Source organism: Bradyrhizobium sp. WSM1743, from assembly GCF_000473065.1.
In the GTDB taxonomy this organism is placed as follows: Bacteria; Pseudomonadota; Alphaproteobacteria; order Rhizobiales; family Xanthobacteraceae; genus Bradyrhizobium.
Map to the genome: position 1 here is coordinate 56,250 of NZ_AXAZ01000010.1, position 16,807 is coordinate 73,056.

Below are 16,807 nucleotides of genomic sequence, written 5' to 3' on the forward strand. Positions count from 1 at the left end.
AACCCGGAATCTCGAGGTTCCGGGTTCGACGCTTCGCATCGCCCCGGAACGACGGTTATTTCCGCCTGAACCGCAAGTAAGCCGCCTTGCGCCCTTCGCGCGCGGCCTTCCGGCCGTAGCGCGTCATGGTGTAGCCCGGCCATGGCTGCCGGAAATCGTCGGCGCGTTCGGCGAGCCAGGCGAAGTCCTGCGAGCGCGCGAGATGCGACAGCGTCCAGGCGACGTAATCGTCGATGTCGCAGACGAAACGGAATTCGCCGCCGCTCCTGAGCGCGCGCGCCATCGCGGCTATGGTCCGGTCCTGGACGAAGCGCCGTTTCCAGTGTCGCCGCTTCGGCCAGGGATCGGGATGTATCAGGTCGATCCGCGACAGCGAAGCCTTCGGCAGCCAGGCCAGCAGCTCGGCGGCATCGCCCGCGAACAGGCGGATGTTGCCGATGTTGGCGGCCTCGATCTGCGCGAGGATCTTTGCCATGCCGTTGACATAGGGCTCGCAGCCGATGAAGCCGGTCGTGGGGAAATTCTTCGCTTCGGCCGCAAGATGCTCGCCGCCGCCGAAGCCGATCTCGAGCCTGACATCTTCGGCTGCAGGGTCGAAGATTTCGCGGGCGTCCGCCGGCGCCTTACCGTCGATGTCGAGCGCAAGATGCGGCAGCAGCTGCTCGATCAACCCGGCCTGGTGTTGCCTGAGCTTGTGACCCTTGCGGCGTCCGAAGAAGGCGCGCTCGCTGTCCTCGCGATCGGGGTCCGATTTACGTTCGCTCATCGCAGCGTCTGATACAGGCGATGGAGCAGCCGCGCGCGCGGCGCGAGCGAGGAGACATAGAGCTGCTCATAATGGGTGTGTGCGCCCTTGCCGTCGACGCCGAGCCCGTCGAGCGTCGCGGTGTGCGCGGCGGTGAAATTGCCGTCCGAGCCGCCGCCGGTGTGGGTGTCGATCAGCTCGAAGCCGATCGCGCTGGCGAGCGTCTTCGCATGCTCGTACAGCGCGGCGCCTGCATTGCTCTTCTCGTATGGCGGTCGATTGAGCTCGCCGCTGACCGTGACGGTGACGCCGTCGCTCTTCGACGTCAGCGCCAGGATCTTGCCGACGAGCTCGTCCGCGTCGTCGAGGCCCATTACGCGCAGATCGACTTCGGCATAGGCCTGTTCCGGAATGACGTTGGGCCGCGTGCCGCCGCGTACCACGCCGACATTGACGCTGACGCCGCGCTTCAGGTCGTTCATCGCTTCGAGCGTCTGAATGACGTTGGCGAGCTCGCGGATGGCACTGCGGCCGTCCTCGGGACGCGTGCCGGCATGTGCGGGCACGCCCTTGATGAATACCTCGAAGCGTCCGACGCCCTTGCGTGCGGTGACGATCTTACCGCCGTCACGCGCCGGCTCGGTCACCAGCACATATTTGGCCTTGCGTCCCTCCCGCTCGATCAGCGCGCGGGAGGTGGGGCTGCCGATCTCCTCGTCGGAGGTGAACAGATGCGTGATGCCGAGCGGCGAGCGATCGCCGGTGGCGCAGAGCGCGCGAAAGGCGTGATGGGCGATGTAAGCGCCGCCCTTCATGTCGTAGATGCCGGGACCGAACGCGACGTCGCCTTCGACCTTGAACGGCAGGCGCTCGATGAATCCGATGGGATGAACGGTATCGAGGTGGCTCAGCACCAGGATGCCTGGCCGATCCTGCCCCCAATTCGCGCGCGCCACGAGATGATCGCCGCAGCCATCCACGCCGGCGATGCGCTCAAGCGTGACAGGCAGGTCGCGATATTGCTCCGCGACTACGGAGACCAGCTTGTTGACCTGTTCAGGCGCTTCCGTCGGTGTCTCGATCTCCACCCAGCGGCGGATGCCATCGAGAATAGTTTGCGAATCGAACCAATTGGAGTCAGTCATGGACGTATCTGTGCCTTTGAATCGCATCATCGAAGCGGACGCGCATCAAAGCGCGGTCATAAATGACGACATAGGCCAGATTTGACGCAGTCTCAAATCGCCATGGAGATGGCGCTTCAGCGCTTGTCGGGGCCTTCGCGGGCCGCAATCTGCTCGACGAGATCGACGATCGAACGGCGCATCTTCGAATCGGTGATTCGCGTGAAGGCCTTGGTCAAGGCGAGCCCTTCGGAGGTCGCGAGAAAATCCGAGACGTAAGAGGGCGAGGCGCCTTCGCTGAAGCCTTCCGGTCCCGGCACGCCGCTCGGACCGCCCTCGAACAGGAATGAGACCGGCACCTGCAGAATCTCGGCGATCTGCTGGATGCGGCTCGCGCCGACCCGGTTGGTGCCCTTCTCGTATTTCTGGATCTGCTGGAAAGTCAGGCCCAAAGCTTCACCGAGCTTTTCCTGGCTCATGCCCAACATGATGCGGCGCATGCGCACGCGACTGCCGACATATTTGTCAACAGGGTTGGGCGCTTTCGACATTTCCTCAGCCCTCCAAACATCACCTTCGGCGCAATCATCAGGCATGCCTCGGGTGCAAACGCGTCAAAATCGAACCCTGTTATTGGGAAACATTGCGGAGAAATTTAGCAACGCACCGCTGTCTTTCGCAGCCGGTGCAGAATGGGGAGCCCGCCTGCAGTCTGTCAACTGTGGGACTACGGTTGTCAAAGGATTCTGGCCGCTTCGGCGGCGGCGCGATCAGGGCTAACGCTTGGCGACGCGTCGACGGACCGCCAGGAGCACGGCCACCGCGACGAGCATGGCTGCGGGCGCATCACCCACCCGTGCATAGACGGTCGGTGGGATCGCGGCCGGCAGGTTTGCATCCAAAATGCCTTCGATGCCGAGACCGAGGCTCGCGACCGTGCGCCCGACCGGATCGATCACCGCGGAGATGCCGGTATTGGCGGAGCGGACCAGCGGCAATCCGAGCTCGATCGCGCGCATCCGCGACTGCTCCAGATGCTGATAGGGGCCGGTCGAGATGCCGAACCAGCCGTCATTGGTGAGGTTCACGATCCAGCCCGGACGTTCGTTGCGTCCACCCACTTCGCCGGGAAAGATGGCCTCGTAGCAGATCAGCGGCAGCGCGGGCGGTGCACTGGGTACCGGCAGCGCATGCCGCACGGTGCCGGGAATGAAGCCGCCGCGCACACGCGTCAGTTGCTCGAAGCCGAGCTTCTCCATCAGCGCCTGGTAGGGGAGAAATTCTCCGAACGGTACCAGATGCAGCTTGTCGTACACTGCGAGCACGCTGCCGTCGTGGTCGATCACGTAGATCGAGTTGTAGGCGCGCGTGATCGGCGTGCCCCGCGGCAGGTCGGGCGCACGGACCGACCCCGTGATCAGCACGGTGCCCTTCGGCAGGAGGTCCGCGATTTGCGCCATCGCGTCGGCTTCGCGGGTCAGGAAGAACGGAAAGGCGGATTCCGGCCAGATCAGGATGGTGGCATCGCGCACGCCGGTCGATTGCGGGCCGGAGGAGCGGTCCGACAGCGCGAGATAGGTCTTCATCACCTCCGCCTTGGCGGCGTAGTTGAATTTCGCGTCCTGCTGCAGGTTCGGCTGCATCAAGCGCAGCTTGGCGCCTGATACCATGGTGGTCGGATACAGCGACAGGCGGATTGCGCCGAAGATGTCCATGGCAATCAAGAGCGCGACGGCGGCGGCCGGCGCGCGCCATTGCAGGAGGCGGTCGGGCGTGCGGTCGATCAGCGTCGCGGGGCTTGCGAAGATCGCAACCGTCAGGAACGTCATGCCCCACAGGCCGATCAGCGAGGCCGTCTGCGCCAGCGGCAGTGGCTCGGAGAGCGCATAGCCGAACGCGTTCCAGGGAAAGCCGGTCAGTGCATGACCGCGCAGCCATTCGCTGATGGTGAGGCTCGCCGCGAGCGCCAGCACGCGCGTGGCGTTCTTGGTCCAGAGCAGGCGCGCCAGCGCAAAACCGATCGCCGTGAAGATCGACAAATAGGCCGGCAGGCCCAGCACGGCGAACGGCGTCAGCCAGGCGAACATGTCGGCGTCGACGAAGAAGGCGTAGCCGATCCAGTAGAGGCCGGGGACGAAATAGCCGAGCCCGAACCAGTAGCCGGTCAGTGCCGCGGCAGGAACGCCGCCAAAGCGTCCGCCGCCGGCGCCGTCGATCAGCCAGACCAGCACCGGGAAGGTGACGAACAGCACCGGGAACAGATTGAACGGCGCCAGCGCCAGCACCGACAACGCCCCCGCCGCCATGGCGATAACGGCGCGCTGCCATCCCCAGGTGAGGATGATGGCAAGCGCAATCTGCCGAAGTCGCTGCGATGGACTCACTGCGGGCCGGCCCCGTCGCTCGGCGGCGGCGTGGGCGTGTCGCTGGCCGGCGGTTGTCCGCTCTCCGGCGTGGCCTCGCGGCGCCGGCTCTCGCGCTGGCTGCGCGGCGCCGGACGCTCCTTCCGCGTCGCGATGCGCAGCCGCTTGACGCGGCGCGGATCGGCATCGAGCACCTCGACCTCGTAGGTGCCCGGCCCGGAGATCACCTCGCCGCGCACCGGCAGACGCCCGACGAAGCTGACGAGATAGCCGCCCAGCGTCTCTACCTCCTCGCCGGCCTCGCCGGTGACGAAGTCTTCGCCGATCACCGAGCGGACGTCGTCGAGGCTGGCCCGGGCGTCGGCGATGAAGGCATTGTCGGGCAGGCGCACGATCGAGGGCGGCTCGTCGCTGTCGTGCTCGTCGTCGATCTCGCCGACGATCTGCTCGACGATGTCCTCGATCGAGACCAGCCCGTCGCTGCCGCCATATTCGTCGACCACCAGCGCCAGGTGGATGCGCGAGGCCTGCATCTGCGCGAGCAGGTCGATCGCCCGCATCGACGGCGGCACGTAGAGCAGCTTGCGGATGATGTGCGCGTCATGAAGCGGCAGCGCGAGATCGACCGCGCGCAGGTCGAGCCCGGCCGGCAGCGGCTTCTTGCGCTTGGTCTTGGTGGCTTCCGACACGCGGGCGCGTGAGGTCATGAAAGCGAGCAGGTCGCGGATGTGGACGATGCCGACGGGATCGTCGAGCGTCTCGTTGAAGACCACGAGGCGGGAATGGCCCGCGCTCTCGAAGCGGTCCATCAATTCCCCGAGGGGGATATCGCGTTTCACCGCGACGATGTCGGCGCGATGCACCATGACGTCGGCGATACGGCGCTCGTGCAGGCTGAGGATGTTGCGCAGCATGGTGCGCTCGACCGCCGAGAAGCCGGTGTCGTCGGGTGTCGTCGCATCCAGCACGACCTGCAGGTCGTCGCGGACCGATCCCGCCTTCCAGCCGAACAGCGTCCGGATGGCGCGCAGCAGCCAATTGTCCGCGGTCGGGCGCATCACCTCGCCTTGTGTCACCACGGCCGGCAGATTGGCCGTGCTGCGCGGATTATCTTGGATCGGATCGGAATCCGGCATCTCAATGCGTCCCCGGGCGGTCTGCATAGGGATCGGGTATGCCGAGATGAGCCAGGATCTCACGTTCGAGCGCTTCCATCTCCTCGGCGTCGCCGTCGTTCTCGTGGTCGTAACCGATCAGGTGCAGGAACCCATGCACGGCGAGATGGCTCAAATGGTGGTCGAACGGCTTTTGTTCCTCGTCCGCCTCGCGCCGCATGGTCTCATAGGCGATCGCGATATCCCCGAGCATGCGCGGCGCATCGCCCGGTTTCCATTCGCCTTCCGGCTGCAGCGCGGGGAACGAGAGCACGTTGGTCGGCTTGTCGATACCGCGCCAGTTGTTGTTGAGGGCACGGATGCCGGCGTCATCGGTCAGCATCACAGCCACTTCCGCGTCGGCAACGTCTTCATCGACGCTCTCGGCGGCGGCCGCCACGGCGCGCTGGATCACGGATTCGGAATTCGGCTCGCGCTGCCAGCAATCGGCGACGACGAGGACCTCGGTCATGGGAAGGTTGGGATGGGACATTGTGTTGTCTGGGACGAAGGGCGCCGTGTTCGCGCCCTCTGGGTCCGGTGTTGCCTCGTCAGGATTGACCGGTGGCCGGCCGCTGCGGCGGCCCTTCGTAGGCGGCGACGATCCGCGCCACGAGTTCGTGGCGGATCACGTCCTCGGCCTTGAAATGAACCTGGGCAATGCCCTCGACACCGTTCAAAAGGCGGGTCGCCTCGGCCAAGCCCGAGGTTTGGCCGTGCGGCAGGTCGATCTGCGAGGGATCGCCTGTCACGATCATGCGGCTGTTCTCGCCGAGACGCGTCAGGAACATCTTCATCTGCATCGAGGTGGTGTTCTGGGCTTCGTCCAGGATGATGGCGGCGTTGGTGAGCGTGCGGCCGCGCATGAACGCGAGCGGCGCGATCTCGATCTCGCCGGTCTGGAGCGCACGCTCGACGATGCGCGCATCCATGAGGTCGTAGAGCGCATCATAGATCGGCCGCAGATAAGGATCGACCTTTTCGCGGAGATCGCCGGGCAGGAAGCCGAGCCGCTCGCCGGCTTCCACCGCCGGGCGCGACAGGATGATGCGATCGACCTCCTTGCGCTCGAACAGCTGCGCGGCATGGGCGACGGCGAGCCAGGTCTTGCCGGTGCCGGCGGGGCCGATGCCGAACACCAGCTCGTGCCGCTTCAGCGCGCGGATGTAGGAGTCCTGCGCGGCCGTGCGCGCGCGCACGGGGCGTTTGCGCAAATTGATGCTGTCGAAGGTCGATTTGGCCGTTTTCGCGTCGAACTCGAACAGCGAGCCCTGCGCGATCACGGCGCGGATCGCGCCTTCCACCTCGCCCTGGTCGAGATCCTGGCCCTTCACGGCCTGCGAGTAGAGCATCTCCAGTACGCGGCGCGCGGCGTCGCAGCCGTCGCGGGTGCCGCCGATGGTGATGTGGTTGCCCTTGGAATCGACGACCACGCCGAGCCGCCGTTCGATCTGCGCCAGATGCTGGCCGTACGGGCCGACCAGCGCGGAAGCGGCGCGGTTGTCGTCGAAGTCGATGACGACCTGGGTCTCGGGCGGAACTTGCATGTCGCGGTCAAATTTGCGGCTGGGAGCGAACGAAGACGAATCCGATGCGCTTTTTGGCAAGGGTTCAGGCTCCAGTGGCTTGCGATAAAGCGGGCTCGCGCGCGCCACGCGGCGTCACGAGCTCGCCGAGAAAACTGTAGCGCTCGAGGCTGTCGATGCGGACCGGCAGGATCTGTCCGATGATGTCGGGCGAAGCCATCACATGGGCGGGCTGGAGGTAGGCGGTGCGGCCCACGATCTGGCCCTCCTTGCGCTCCGGACGCTCGAACAGCACGTCGACCGTTGAGCCAATCGCGGCCTGGTTGAAGGCCGATTGCTGGCTGTCGATCAGTTCCTGGAGCCGCTCCAATCGCTGGTCCATCTCGGCGGGGGACACCGTCTCCTGCATGTCCGCGGCCGGCGTTCCCGGCCGGGCGGAGTATTTGAACGAATAGGCCGCAGCGTAGCCGATTTGCGTGACAAGCGCGAGGGTGGCGAGAAAATCTTGCTCGCTTTCGCCGGGGAAGCCGACGATAAAATCTGATGAAAAAGCAATGTCCTGGCGTGCGGTACGGAAACGGTCGATGACACGCCGGTAATCATCGGCGGTATGTTTGCGGTTCATGGCCGCGAGAATCCGGTCCGAGCCCGATTGCACCGGCAGGTGCACGAACGGCATCAGGGCACCGAGATCGCGATGGGCCGCAATCAGGCTGTCATCGACGTCGCGGGGGTGGCTGGTCGAATAGCGCAGCCGCGCGATCCCCGGAATTGTCGCCAGATGTTCGAGCAACCGGCCGAGCGGCCAGATTTTTCCGTCCGGCCCGTCGCCGTGATAGGCGTTGACGTTTTGCCCGATCAGCGTGAGCTCGCGCACGCCGTTGTCGGCAAGCCGCTTCACGTCATCGACGATCTTCGTCACGGGACGCGAGACTTCGGCGCCGCGCGTGTACGGCACCACGCAGAAGGTGCAGAACTTGTCGCAGCCTTCCTGCACCGTGACGAAGGCGGAAATGCCGCGCGCGCGGATCGCAGCGGGCTTCGGCTGGGCCAGGAAGCCGAACTTGTCGGCCGCGGGAAACTCGGTCTCAATCGCACGGCCCTCGTCGCCGGCGCGTTTCAATAGTTCCGGCAGATGATGATAGCTCTGCGGTCCCACCACGACGCCGACCACCGGTGCCCGGCGCACGATCTCCTCGCCCTCGGCCTGCGCCACGCAGCCCGCGACCGCAATTTGCATCGCGCGGCCCGCGCGCGCCGCCTCGTCCTTGGCAAGCCGCAGCCGGCCGAGCTCGGAATAGACCTTCTCGGAGGCCTTCTCGCGGATATGGCAGGTGTTGAGGATGACGAGGTCGGCATCCTCTGCGCTCGCCGTCTCCACGAATCCTTCCGGCGCCAGCGTATCCACCATGCGCTGGGCATCGTAGACGTTCATCTGGCAGCCATATGATTTGATGTGCAGCTTGCGCGGCGGCGTCATGGAACCCGAAATGGAGGTGGAAGACGCCCCTCAGATATAGGCTGGAGGGGCGAAAATCCAGCGAATGGGGTATTTGTAGCCGTCATTCCGGGGGCGACGCGGTCGCGAACCCGGAATCCAGAGGTTTTGGCGCGAGATTCTCAGGTGCGCAAGGGCGCACCAGAATTCGCCTCTTCGAGGCGCCCCGGAATGACGGCAACAATCAGCCCGCCAGGGCGTCCGTCTCGACCCGCCGGACCAGCTCCGGCAGTTGATGCATGTCGGCAAAGAGCAGGTCGGCGCCAGCCTGGCGCAGCGTTTCGGCATAGCCGTCGTGGCAATGGCTGCCGCCGTAAAAGCCGAACACGGTCATGCCGGCGGCGCGGGCGCCGGCAATCCCGGCCAGGCTGTCCTCGACCACGACGCAGCGCTCGGGCGGTACGCCCATTTCGTTCGCGGCGAACAGGAACAGGTCCGGCGCCGGTTTGCCTTTCTTGACCTGCGAGGCCGAGAAGATATTTGGCGCGAGGCGCTCGTAGAGCCCCGTGCTTCCAAGGCTCACGCGCATGCGCTGGTGCGAGCCGCTCGAGGCGACGCAGACGCGCTGGGTGACGACATCGAGCACATCATGGATGCCGCGGATCGCTTCGAGGTCGGCCTCGAACGATCGGAACAGCTCGTCCTGGAGATCGCCGTGATAGGCCTCGGGCAGCTTGCGGCCGAGCTCGGTCTCGATCTCCAGATTGGCCTGCCGCGTCGAGCGGCCGAGGAAGCGCTCGAACACCTGATCCGACGTGATCGGGTAGCCGTGGCGCGTCAGCACATCGGCATGCGCGCGACAGGAGATCACCTCGCTGTCCACGAGCACGCCGTCGCAGTCGAAGATGATGAGATCGATGGGCACTAAATCAATTCGTCGGCTTGTCGTCGTCGAGCGGGACGCAATAGAGCTCGAGCCGGTGATCGACCAGCTTGTAGCCGAGCTTGCGGGCGATCTCCGCCTGGAGCTTCTCGATCTCGTCGGAGGTGAACTCGATCACCTTACCGTCGCGCAGATTGATGAGGTGGTCGTGATGGCTATCGCGCATCTGCTCGTAGCGCGCGCGGCCCTCGCGGAAATCGTGGCGTTCGATGATACCGGCATCCTCGAACAGCTTCACGGTGCGATAGACGGTCGAGATCGAGATCTTGTCGTCGACTGCAACGCAGCGCCGGTACAGTTCCTCGACATCGGGATGATCGATCGCTTCCGCGAGCACGCGAGCGATGACGCGGCGTTGCTCGGTCATGCGCATGCCCGTGGCGGCACAGCGCGACTCGATATCGGACGCCTTGGATGCAGAGGAAGATTTTAGTGTGGTCATAGCGTTGTCTGCCTGGCGGGCGCTTTCTGCCACCAATGTTACGACAAGTCACGTCGCATCAGAAGGGCGTTCAATTGTTCCCCGTCGGGCTGCTTATAGTAGCGATCGCGGCGTCCGACCACCACGAATCCGCTCCCGAGGTAGAGCTGCCGCGCCGGCTGGTTATTTTCCTCCACCTCGAGAAATATCGTGCGCACCCCGCGCCCGGCAAGGTGGCCGAGATGGGTCATCAGCAGCGTGCGGGACAGGCCGCGGCCGCGATAAGCCCCGTCCACCGCAATCGAGAGAATTTCCGCTTCGTCCGCGCCGATCCGCGACACCGCAAAGCCGATCGTCTTGCGGCCGAGACGCAAGCGATGCACCAGCGTGTTGCGCTCGCTCATCATGCTCTCGAACTCGCCTTCGCCCCAGCCGCGCGCAAAGGAGGCGCCGTGCAGCTGCGCCAGCCGTGCGGCGTCGCGCACGGAAGCCGGCTCGACGACGGCCGTGCCGCCGCGCCACCATTCCGACAGCCACTTCATCATGAGGTTGCGGCTTGTGCGAGCGGCGGAGTTGCGGCCGGCTTTGCGTCGGGCGCCTTCAGATAGAACGGCCGCGCTGGGTTCGTTTCGGGATCGGCTGCGGCTCCGAGCCAGGCGACCCAGCCAATGTCGGGCGCGGGCTGCGCGTCGACCGCGACCGGCTGCGGTCCGTCCTTCGGCCAGCGCTCGGCGAGGATGTTAGCGGCATTACCAACCAGATGCGGCGCGCCGAATTGCGAGGCCGCGATCGCCTCGTCGATGGGGGCGACACCCGGCCGCACCAGCTGGCTGCCGTCGCCGGCGACGATCTGGAAATAGACGTGATCATGCCGCGCATCGATCGCAGAGATCACCGGCGCCGTTCCGCTCTGGCCGATGACAGCAGCGGCATAGGCCGACAACGTCGTCAGGCCGACCGCCGGCCGTTTCGCTGCAAGCGCAAGGCCGCGCGCCGCCGAGATGCCGACGCGCAGGCCGGTGAAACTGCCGGGGCCGACGGTGACGGCGATGCGGTCGAGCGAGCTGAAAGCGAGATCGGCGGATTGCATCACGCGCGCGATCATCGGCATCAGCGCCTCGGCATGGCCGCGCTTCATGAGCTGCGATTCCTGGGCAAGAAACTCGCCAGCGTCGGTGTCCAGCACGGCCGCCGCGCAGGCCTCGAGCGCAGTATCGATGGCAAGGATCAGCATGAAAAAGCGAATGGCGAGTGGCGAATAGCGAATAGTCTAGCCGATCGGAATGCCATTCGCCATTCGCTACTCGCCATTCGCGGATCGATCACATCGGCCGGACTTCGACCACATCCGGCACGAAGTGCCTGAGCAGGTTCTGGATACCGTGCTGGAGCGTCGCGGTCGAGGACGGGCAGCCGGAGCAGGCGCCCTTCATGTTGAGATAGACGATGCCGTCCTTGAAGCCGCGGAAGGTGATGTCGCCGCCGTCATTGGCGACCGCCGGCCGCACCCGGGTCTCGATCAGGTCCTTGATCATGTCGACCGTCTCGGCGTCGGCCTCATCGAAGAACTCGTGCTGGTCGTCGAGATCGGCATCGCTGTGCGCTTCGCCTCCGGCAAGCAGCGGCGCGCCGGACATGTAGTGCTCCATGATGGCGCCGAGGATCGCAGGCTTGAGCTGCTGCCATTCACCGCTCGCCTTGGTCACGGTGATGAAGTCCGATCCGTAGAACACGCCGGTGACGCCGGGCACGTCGAACAGCTTTTCGGCGAGCGGCGAACGGCCAGCGGCTTCGCGGCTCGAAAACTCCACCGGGCTGCCGTCGACCACGACGCGGCCGGGAATGAATTTCAGCGTGGCGGGATTGGGGGTGGCTTCGGTTTGAATGAACATGGTTTTCTCCAGACGTCGCCGGTTCAAGGCCGGCGCGTGCGCTCTCCACTAGCAGATGGCGATGGGGAACGCACGGTCAAGGGGAGGTGGCAATTTCGCCTATAAATTTCAGTGAGTTAGGGCGCTGCTTACCCTCCCCTGGAGGGGAGGGTCGGCGCGAAGCGCCAGGGTGGGGTGATCTCTCCACGCGGGCACTGTTGGATGAGGAAATACCGTCACCCCACCCCGCTCGCGCTTCGCGCGATCGACCCTCCCCCTCCAGGGGAGGGTAAGAAACCACCTACGACAGCGAATCCACACTCTGATCGCTGAGCGCGCCCGAGATGATCGTTACCGGCACCGGGAACGTGCCCAGCGCGTGCGCCAGCAGCGTGACCAAGGGCCCAGGACCCTCCGCGCCGGGATTGGCGGCCAGCACCAGCATGGCGATATCAGGGTCCTCGTCGATGACAGCGAGCAGCTGTTCCATTGCAGCGCCTTCGCGGATCACCCGCTCCGGCGTGATCGCGGCGATGCCGTTGGCTCTACCGGCGGCGCGGTCGAGCGCAGCCTCCGCCGCCTCCTGCGCTTCGGCGCGCATGATGTCGGCGACGCCCAACCATTCCTGGGTCTGCTCCTCGGGCTCGATGATGCGCAGCATCACCACGCCACCGCCGGCACGGATCGCCCAGCGGCTGGCGTAATAGACCGCGCGATCCCATTCGGCGGTATCGTCGACGATGACGAGGCATTTGGGCTTGTGACCCGGCTCGAAGCAAAGTCGCTTGCTGGTCATGCATGTCCCGGAATGTGCATGGGAGCATGCTGCCACGCGGCAGCCGCTTTCGACAAGCCGCGTCGCCTAGGTCGAACGATCCCAGGGGATCGGCACCGGCGCCTTCGCGGCTGCAACACTTTCTGCATCGCCGGGCTGCACCGCAATGATGTGCCGGTATTCGAACGGAAGCTCAGTTCCGTGCCAGAACTCATCATTCTCGGCCACGGAATGGGGTTGATTGGCGAGCATGCCGACATAGCCATCCGGCGTGCGCTCGCGGATGATGACCCACATCCGCTCGACAGCCGGATACTCGTCGCCTTCCACGGTGATCTCGAAGATCAGCTTGGCGTAGTCGCCCACCCGGAGCATCTTGCGGAGGGCAAGGTCCGGAATGTGGAAGGTCGCGGGAGCTTCGCGATGACGCTGCTCGCCGTCGTCGAGGCGCCAGCCGTCTTGATGAAGGTCCGGCGCTCTCATCGATGTGTTCCCTCTAGCGCCGGCGGATGAAGCCGACGATGTCCTTGGAGAGCTTCATGGTCTCGTTGGCGATCGCGCGCGCCCGGTCGGACCCCTCGTTCAGGATCGCGTCGATATGGCCGGGGTCCGCGACGAGGCGCTTCATCTCGCCGGCGATCGGCGCGAGCTTGGTGACGCACAGCTCAGCCAGCGCGTTCTTGAAGCTGGAGAACTGGCCGCCGCCGAAATCCCTGAGCACGTCGGCCTTGGAGCGGCCGGACAGCGCGGCGAAGATGCCGACCAGATTGTCGGCTTCGGGGCGCGCTTCCAGGCCTTTCTCTTCGGTCGGCAGCGGCTCCGGATCGGTCTTCGCCTTGCGGATCTTCTGCGCGATGGTGTCGGCGTCGTCGGTGAGATTGATGCGCGAATTGTCGGAGGCGTCCGACTTCGACATCTTCTTGGTGCCGTCGCGCAAGCTCATCACGCGCGTCGCCGGGCCCGTGATCAAGGGTTCCGGCAGCGGGAAGAACAGGCCGTCATTGTGACCCTGCGCGCGGATGGAATCGCCGAAATCGTTGTTGAACTTCTGCGCGATGTCGCGCGAGAGCTCGAGATGCTGCTTCTGGTCCTCGCCGACCGGCACATGCGTGGCGCGGTAGAGCAGGATGTCCGCCGCCATCAGCACGGGATAGTCGAACAGCCCGACGGAGGCATTCTCGCGGTCCTTGCCAGCCTTCTCCTTGAACTGGGTCATGCGGCCGAGCCAGCCCATGCGCGCGACGCAATTGAAGATCCAGGCGAGCTCGGCATGGCCGGAGACCTGGCTCTGGTTGAACACGATGTGCTTCTTGGGGTCGATGCCAGCCGCGATGAACGCGGCGGTCACCTCGCGGGTGTTGCGCGCGAGCTCGACCGGCCCGCCCCAGACGTCCACCCCTTGCGTGATCGCGTGCATGTCGACGACGCAATAGATGCAGTTGTGGGTTTCCTGCATCTTCACGAAGTTGACGATCGCGCCGAGATAATTGCCGAGGTGCAGATTGCCCGTCGGCTGGACGCCCGAAAAGACCCGTTCAACGAATGGCATGGTCAGCTTTCCTGGAAGATACGGCCGTCGTTTCCAACAGCGGCGCTGCCCCGTCAAGGGCAATTCCACCTCTCCCATGGGGAGAGGTGAAGACCGGCCGGCGAGCGTTCTAACGAGCAGGTCGTTTCAGCGCGTTAACCGCCTCACGCCAGGAGGCGGCACCGAGGATTTGCAGCAGCAGGCCGTAGACGGCGATTCCGGCCGCGATCTGCACGCCCAGCGCGACGAATTTGATGAAGCCATGGCTCTCGACAGGCACCAGACCCGTGGTCAGCCAGAGCAGGGCGCCCATGGCGATCGCGGCCAGCACGATCCGCGGCAATCGCGTGCGGGCGGCCACATCGACCGAGAAGCCGAACTCGCTCGTGCCTTTCCGGAGCAGCGCGAGCGCGCTGCTCCAGGCGCCGGCCGCGATGCTCGCCGCGATCCCGCTCGCGCCGAAGAAATGGCCGAGCAGAACCGCGAGCACGACCGCGACCACAAAGCCTTGGGCGGTCGCCAGCAGCGGCGTCATCGTGTCGCTGCGGGCATAGAACGCCGGCGATAGCGCCTTGATCAGCACATGCGCCGGCAGGCCCAGCGCCAGCCACATCAACGCGCGCGCGGTGGCCGTGCTGTCCTCTGCGCCGAACGCGCCATGCTCGAACAACAGCCGCACGATCGGCTCGGCCAATACGATCAGGCCGAGAGTTGCCGGCAGCGCCAGCCCGGTCGCAAGCTCCAGCGCGCGGGATTCGGCATGCGCCACCGCATCGCGATCGCCACTACTCACGGCGCGCGTCAGCTCCGGCACCAGCACCGTGCCCATGGCGACGCCGACGATGCCGAGCGGCAGCTCGATCAGGCGGTTGGCGAAATAGAGCCAGGACACGGCTGATGGCGTCGCCGAGGCGATGATCGCGCCCGCAACCATCAGCCATTGCGGGCCTGAGCTTGCGATCATGCCGGGGATCGCCTTGGCGAAGAAGCCGCGCATCTCCTTGTCGAAACCGGCGCGCAGCGGCGTCGCAAGACGCGCGCTTCGCTGCGACAGCAGCATCAGGAGCTGCAGCAGGCCGGCGAGGCCGACGGTAGCCGCCAAGATCCACGCAGCGGAGCTGGCGTCGGCATGCCAAACCAGCAACACCGCGATCGCGGCGATCAGCGCGATGTTGAACAATAGAGGCGAGAACGCCGTCAGCGCGAAGCGGCCCTGCGCATTGAGCAGTCCCATCAGCACGGTGACGGGACCGGCGAAGGCGAGATAAGGCAGCATCAGCCGCGCGTTCTCAACCGCGCGATCGAGCGTGCCGCTGCCAACGAATCCCGGCGCGATGACCGTGATGATCAGCGGCATCGACACTGCGATCAGGATCGAGATTGCGATCAGGGCCGCGCTGACCGTGCCGAGCACGCGTCCGGCAAATGCTGCCGCGGCCGTCGCCCCGTCGCGGTCCCGGGCGCGCAGCCAGGCCGGGATCAGCGCCGCGTTCAGCGCGCCCTCGCTGAGCAGCCGGCGTACCACGTTGACGAGCTGAAACGCCGCCAGAAACGCGTCCGCCACGGCGCCGGTGCCGAGCAGCGCCGCAATCAGGGAATCGCGGGCAAAACCCAGCAGCCGCGAGGCCAGCGTTCCCGTCGAGACGGTCAGGAAGGAGCGGATCATCGGCCCTTTGTCATACCGTTGCTTGCCCGCGCTGGCCCGGTCGTGATAGGCCGCGAGCTTGGATTTCAGGCCGACAGGAAGCGGATTTTCGCAGGGATCGCAATCCGCCAAACAGGATCAAGGTGAATGGCTGACGTGAAATATGACGTTCTCGGCATCGGCAACGCGTTGTTCGACGTGCTGGTCAGGACCGACGAGGCCTTTCTGGCCAAGCACGGCATGGCCAAGGGCAGCATGTCGCTGATCGACGAGGCGCGCGCGGCGGCCATTTACAAGGACATGGGCCCGGCCACGGAAGTCTCTGGCGGCTCTGCCGCCAACACCATCGTCGGCATCAGCAGCCTGGGGGCACGCGCCGCCTATGTCGGCAAGGTCAAGGACGACCAGATCGGCAAGCTCTACATCCATGACATCCGCGCAGCCGGCGTCGCCTTCAACACGCCTGCGGCCAAGGACGGCCCCGCCACCGGTTGCTCCTACATCCTGGTCACCGGCGACGGCGAGCGCACCATGAACACCTATCTCGGTGCGGCGCAGGACCTGTCGCCCGCCGACATCGATCCGGCCGAGATCGCCGGCGCTGCTATCGTCTATCTCGAAGGCTATCTCTGGGACCCCAAGAACGCCAAGGACGCCTTCGTCAAGGCGGCCAAGAGCGCCCATGATGCTAAGCGCAAGGTGGCGCTGACGCTGTCGGATTCCTTCTGCGTCGACCGCTATCGCGACGAGTTTCTCTCGTTGATGCGCAACGGCACCGTCGACATCGTCTTCGCCAATGAATCCGAGCTGCATTCGCTCTACATGACCTCGGACTTCGACACCGCGCTGAAGCAGCTGCGCAACGACGTCAATCTCGGCGTCGTCACCCGCAGCGAGAAGGGCTGCATGGTGGTCTCGGTGGAAGACGCCGTCGCAGCTCCAGCCTTCCCGGTCGACAAGGTGGTCGACACCACCGGCGCCGGCGATCTGTTCGCAGCAGGCTTCCTCTACGGCCTCGCGCGCAACTTCGGCTACAAGCAGTGCGGCGAGCTCGGCGCGCTCGCGGCCGCCGAAGTGATCCAGCACATCGGCGCCCGTCCGCTTGTGTCGCTGAAGGAGCTGGCGCAGCAGCGCGGGCTGACGGTTTAAGGGTCGTCTCTATTCCCGTCATTGCGAGAAGCATAGAGACTAAGCAATCCAGAGTCCCTCCGCAGAGGCAGACTGGATTGCTTCGCTCCGCTCGCAATGACGATCTTGATAGACGCTCGCGCCTC

18 protein-coding genes are annotated in these 16,807 nt (G+C 65.3%); 1 reads left to right on the plus strand and 17 read right to left on the minus strand.

The window, feature by feature from the left end; all coding sequences use genetic code 11:
* Positions 1-55: 55 nt before the first annotated feature.
* The 17 genes from trmB to murJ form a co-directional block, all read right to left on the minus strand.
* Entirely contained in the window at positions 56-766 is a 711-nt protein-coding gene (gene trmB / locus YU9_RS0108280; protein WP_027572379.1) for a tRNA (guanosine(46)-N7)-methyltransferase TrmB, read from the minus strand.
* Positions 763-1,920: a M20 family metallopeptidase gene (locus YU9_RS0108285; RefSeq protein ID WP_036017171.1), complete on the minus strand. Its 1,158-nt coding sequence runs from the start codon at positions 1,918-1,920 to the stop codon at positions 763-765. Before YU9_RS0108285 ends, trmB begins: the two co-directional genes overlap by 4 nt.
* 86 nt (positions 1,921-2,006) lie before the next feature.
* Complete coding sequence (locus YU9_RS0108290; protein ID WP_024338547.1) at positions 2,007-2,420, minus strand: helix-turn-helix domain-containing protein; 414 nt, start codon at positions 2,418-2,420, stop codon at positions 2,007-2,009.
* 225 nt (positions 2,421-2,645) lie between these two features.
* Positions 2,646-4,253: an apolipoprotein N-acyltransferase gene (lnt, locus tag YU9_RS0108295; RefSeq protein ID WP_027572381.1), complete on the minus strand. Its 1,608-nt coding sequence runs from the start codon at positions 4,251-4,253 to the stop codon at positions 2,646-2,648.
* The gene (locus YU9_RS0108300; RefSeq protein WP_027572382.1) at positions 4,250-5,368 is read right to left on the minus strand and encodes a hemolysin family protein; all 1,119 of its coding nucleotides are present in this window, start codon (positions 5,366-5,368) and stop codon (positions 4,250-4,252) included. The genes lnt and YU9_RS0108300 overlap by 4 nt, the downstream gene beginning before the upstream one ends.
* A gap of 1 nt (position 5,369) precedes the next feature.
* The gene (gene ybeY / locus YU9_RS0108305) at positions 5,370-5,879 is read right to left on the minus strand and encodes an rRNA maturation RNase YbeY (RefSeq protein ID WP_027572383.1); all 510 of its coding nucleotides are present in this window, start codon (positions 5,877-5,879) and stop codon (positions 5,370-5,372) included.
* Between the two features lie 58 nt (positions 5,880-5,937).
* Positions 5,938-6,933, minus strand: coding sequence for a PhoH family protein (locus tag YU9_RS0108310; RefSeq protein WP_027572384.1), 996 nt, complete (start codon positions 6,931-6,933; stop codon positions 5,938-5,940).
* A gap of 64 nt (positions 6,934-6,997) precedes the next feature.
* A complete protein-coding gene (gene miaB / locus YU9_RS0108315; RefSeq protein WP_027572385.1) occupies positions 6,998-8,392 on the minus strand; it encodes a tRNA (N6-isopentenyl adenosine(37)-C2)-methylthiotransferase MiaB in 1,395 nt (464 codons plus the stop codon).
* Between the two features lie 202 nt (positions 8,393-8,594).
* A complete protein-coding gene (locus YU9_RS0108320; protein WP_027572386.1) occupies positions 8,595-9,275 on the minus strand; it encodes an HAD family hydrolase in 681 nt (226 codons plus the stop codon).
* Between the two features lie 4 nt (positions 9,276-9,279).
* On the minus strand, positions 9,280-9,735 hold the full coding sequence (locus tag YU9_RS0108325; protein WP_027572387.1) for a Fur family transcriptional regulator: 456 nt from the start codon (positions 9,733-9,735) through the stop codon (positions 9,280-9,282).
* Between the two features lie 38 nt (positions 9,736-9,773).
* Positions 9,774-10,259 carry a ribosomal protein S18-alanine N-acetyltransferase gene (rimI, locus tag YU9_RS0108330; protein WP_027572388.1) on the minus strand — a complete coding sequence of 162 codons (486 nt, stop codon included), beginning with the start codon at positions 10,257-10,259 and terminating at the stop codon, positions 9,774-9,776.
* Complete coding sequence (tsaB, locus tag YU9_RS0108335) at positions 10,256-10,948, minus strand: tRNA (adenosine(37)-N6)-threonylcarbamoyltransferase complex dimerization subunit type 1 TsaB (protein ID WP_027572389.1); 693 nt, start codon at positions 10,946-10,948, stop codon at positions 10,256-10,258. Before tsaB ends, rimI begins: the two co-directional genes overlap by 4 nt.
* Before the next feature lie 88 nt (positions 10,949-11,036).
* Positions 11,037-11,606 (minus strand): NifU family protein, encoded by a 570-nt coding sequence (locus tag YU9_RS0108340; RefSeq protein ID WP_027572390.1) that lies wholly within the window; start codon positions 11,604-11,606, stop codon positions 11,037-11,039.
* A 280-nt stretch (positions 11,607-11,886) separates the two neighbouring features.
* Positions 11,887-12,381 carry a universal stress protein gene (locus YU9_RS0108345; RefSeq protein ID WP_027572391.1) on the minus strand — a complete coding sequence of 165 codons (495 nt, stop codon included), beginning with the start codon at positions 12,379-12,381 and terminating at the stop codon, positions 11,887-11,889.
* Positions 12,382-12,447: 66 nt separating this feature from the next.
* The gene (locus tag YU9_RS41150; RefSeq protein ID WP_051380364.1) at positions 12,448-12,843 is read right to left on the minus strand and encodes a hypothetical protein; all 396 of its coding nucleotides are present in this window, start codon (positions 12,841-12,843) and stop codon (positions 12,448-12,450) included.
* Between the two features lie 13 nt (positions 12,844-12,856).
* On the minus strand, positions 12,857-13,909 hold the full coding sequence (gene trpS, locus YU9_RS0108355; protein ID WP_027572392.1) for a tryptophan--tRNA ligase: 1,053 nt from the start codon (positions 13,907-13,909) through the stop codon (positions 12,857-12,859).
* 109 nt (positions 13,910-14,018) lie between these two features.
* Complete coding sequence (gene murJ / locus YU9_RS0108360; RefSeq protein WP_027572393.1) at positions 14,019-15,554, minus strand: murein biosynthesis integral membrane protein MurJ; 1,536 nt, start codon at positions 15,552-15,554, stop codon at positions 14,019-14,021.
* Positions 15,555-15,680: 126 nt separating this feature from the next.
* Between murJ and YU9_RS0108365 the strand changes: the two genes are divergently transcribed.
* Complete coding sequence (locus YU9_RS0108365) at positions 15,681-16,682, plus strand: adenosine kinase (RefSeq protein WP_027572394.1); 1,002 nt, start codon at positions 15,681-15,683, stop codon at positions 16,680-16,682.
* Positions 16,683-16,807: the final 125 nt, after the last annotated feature.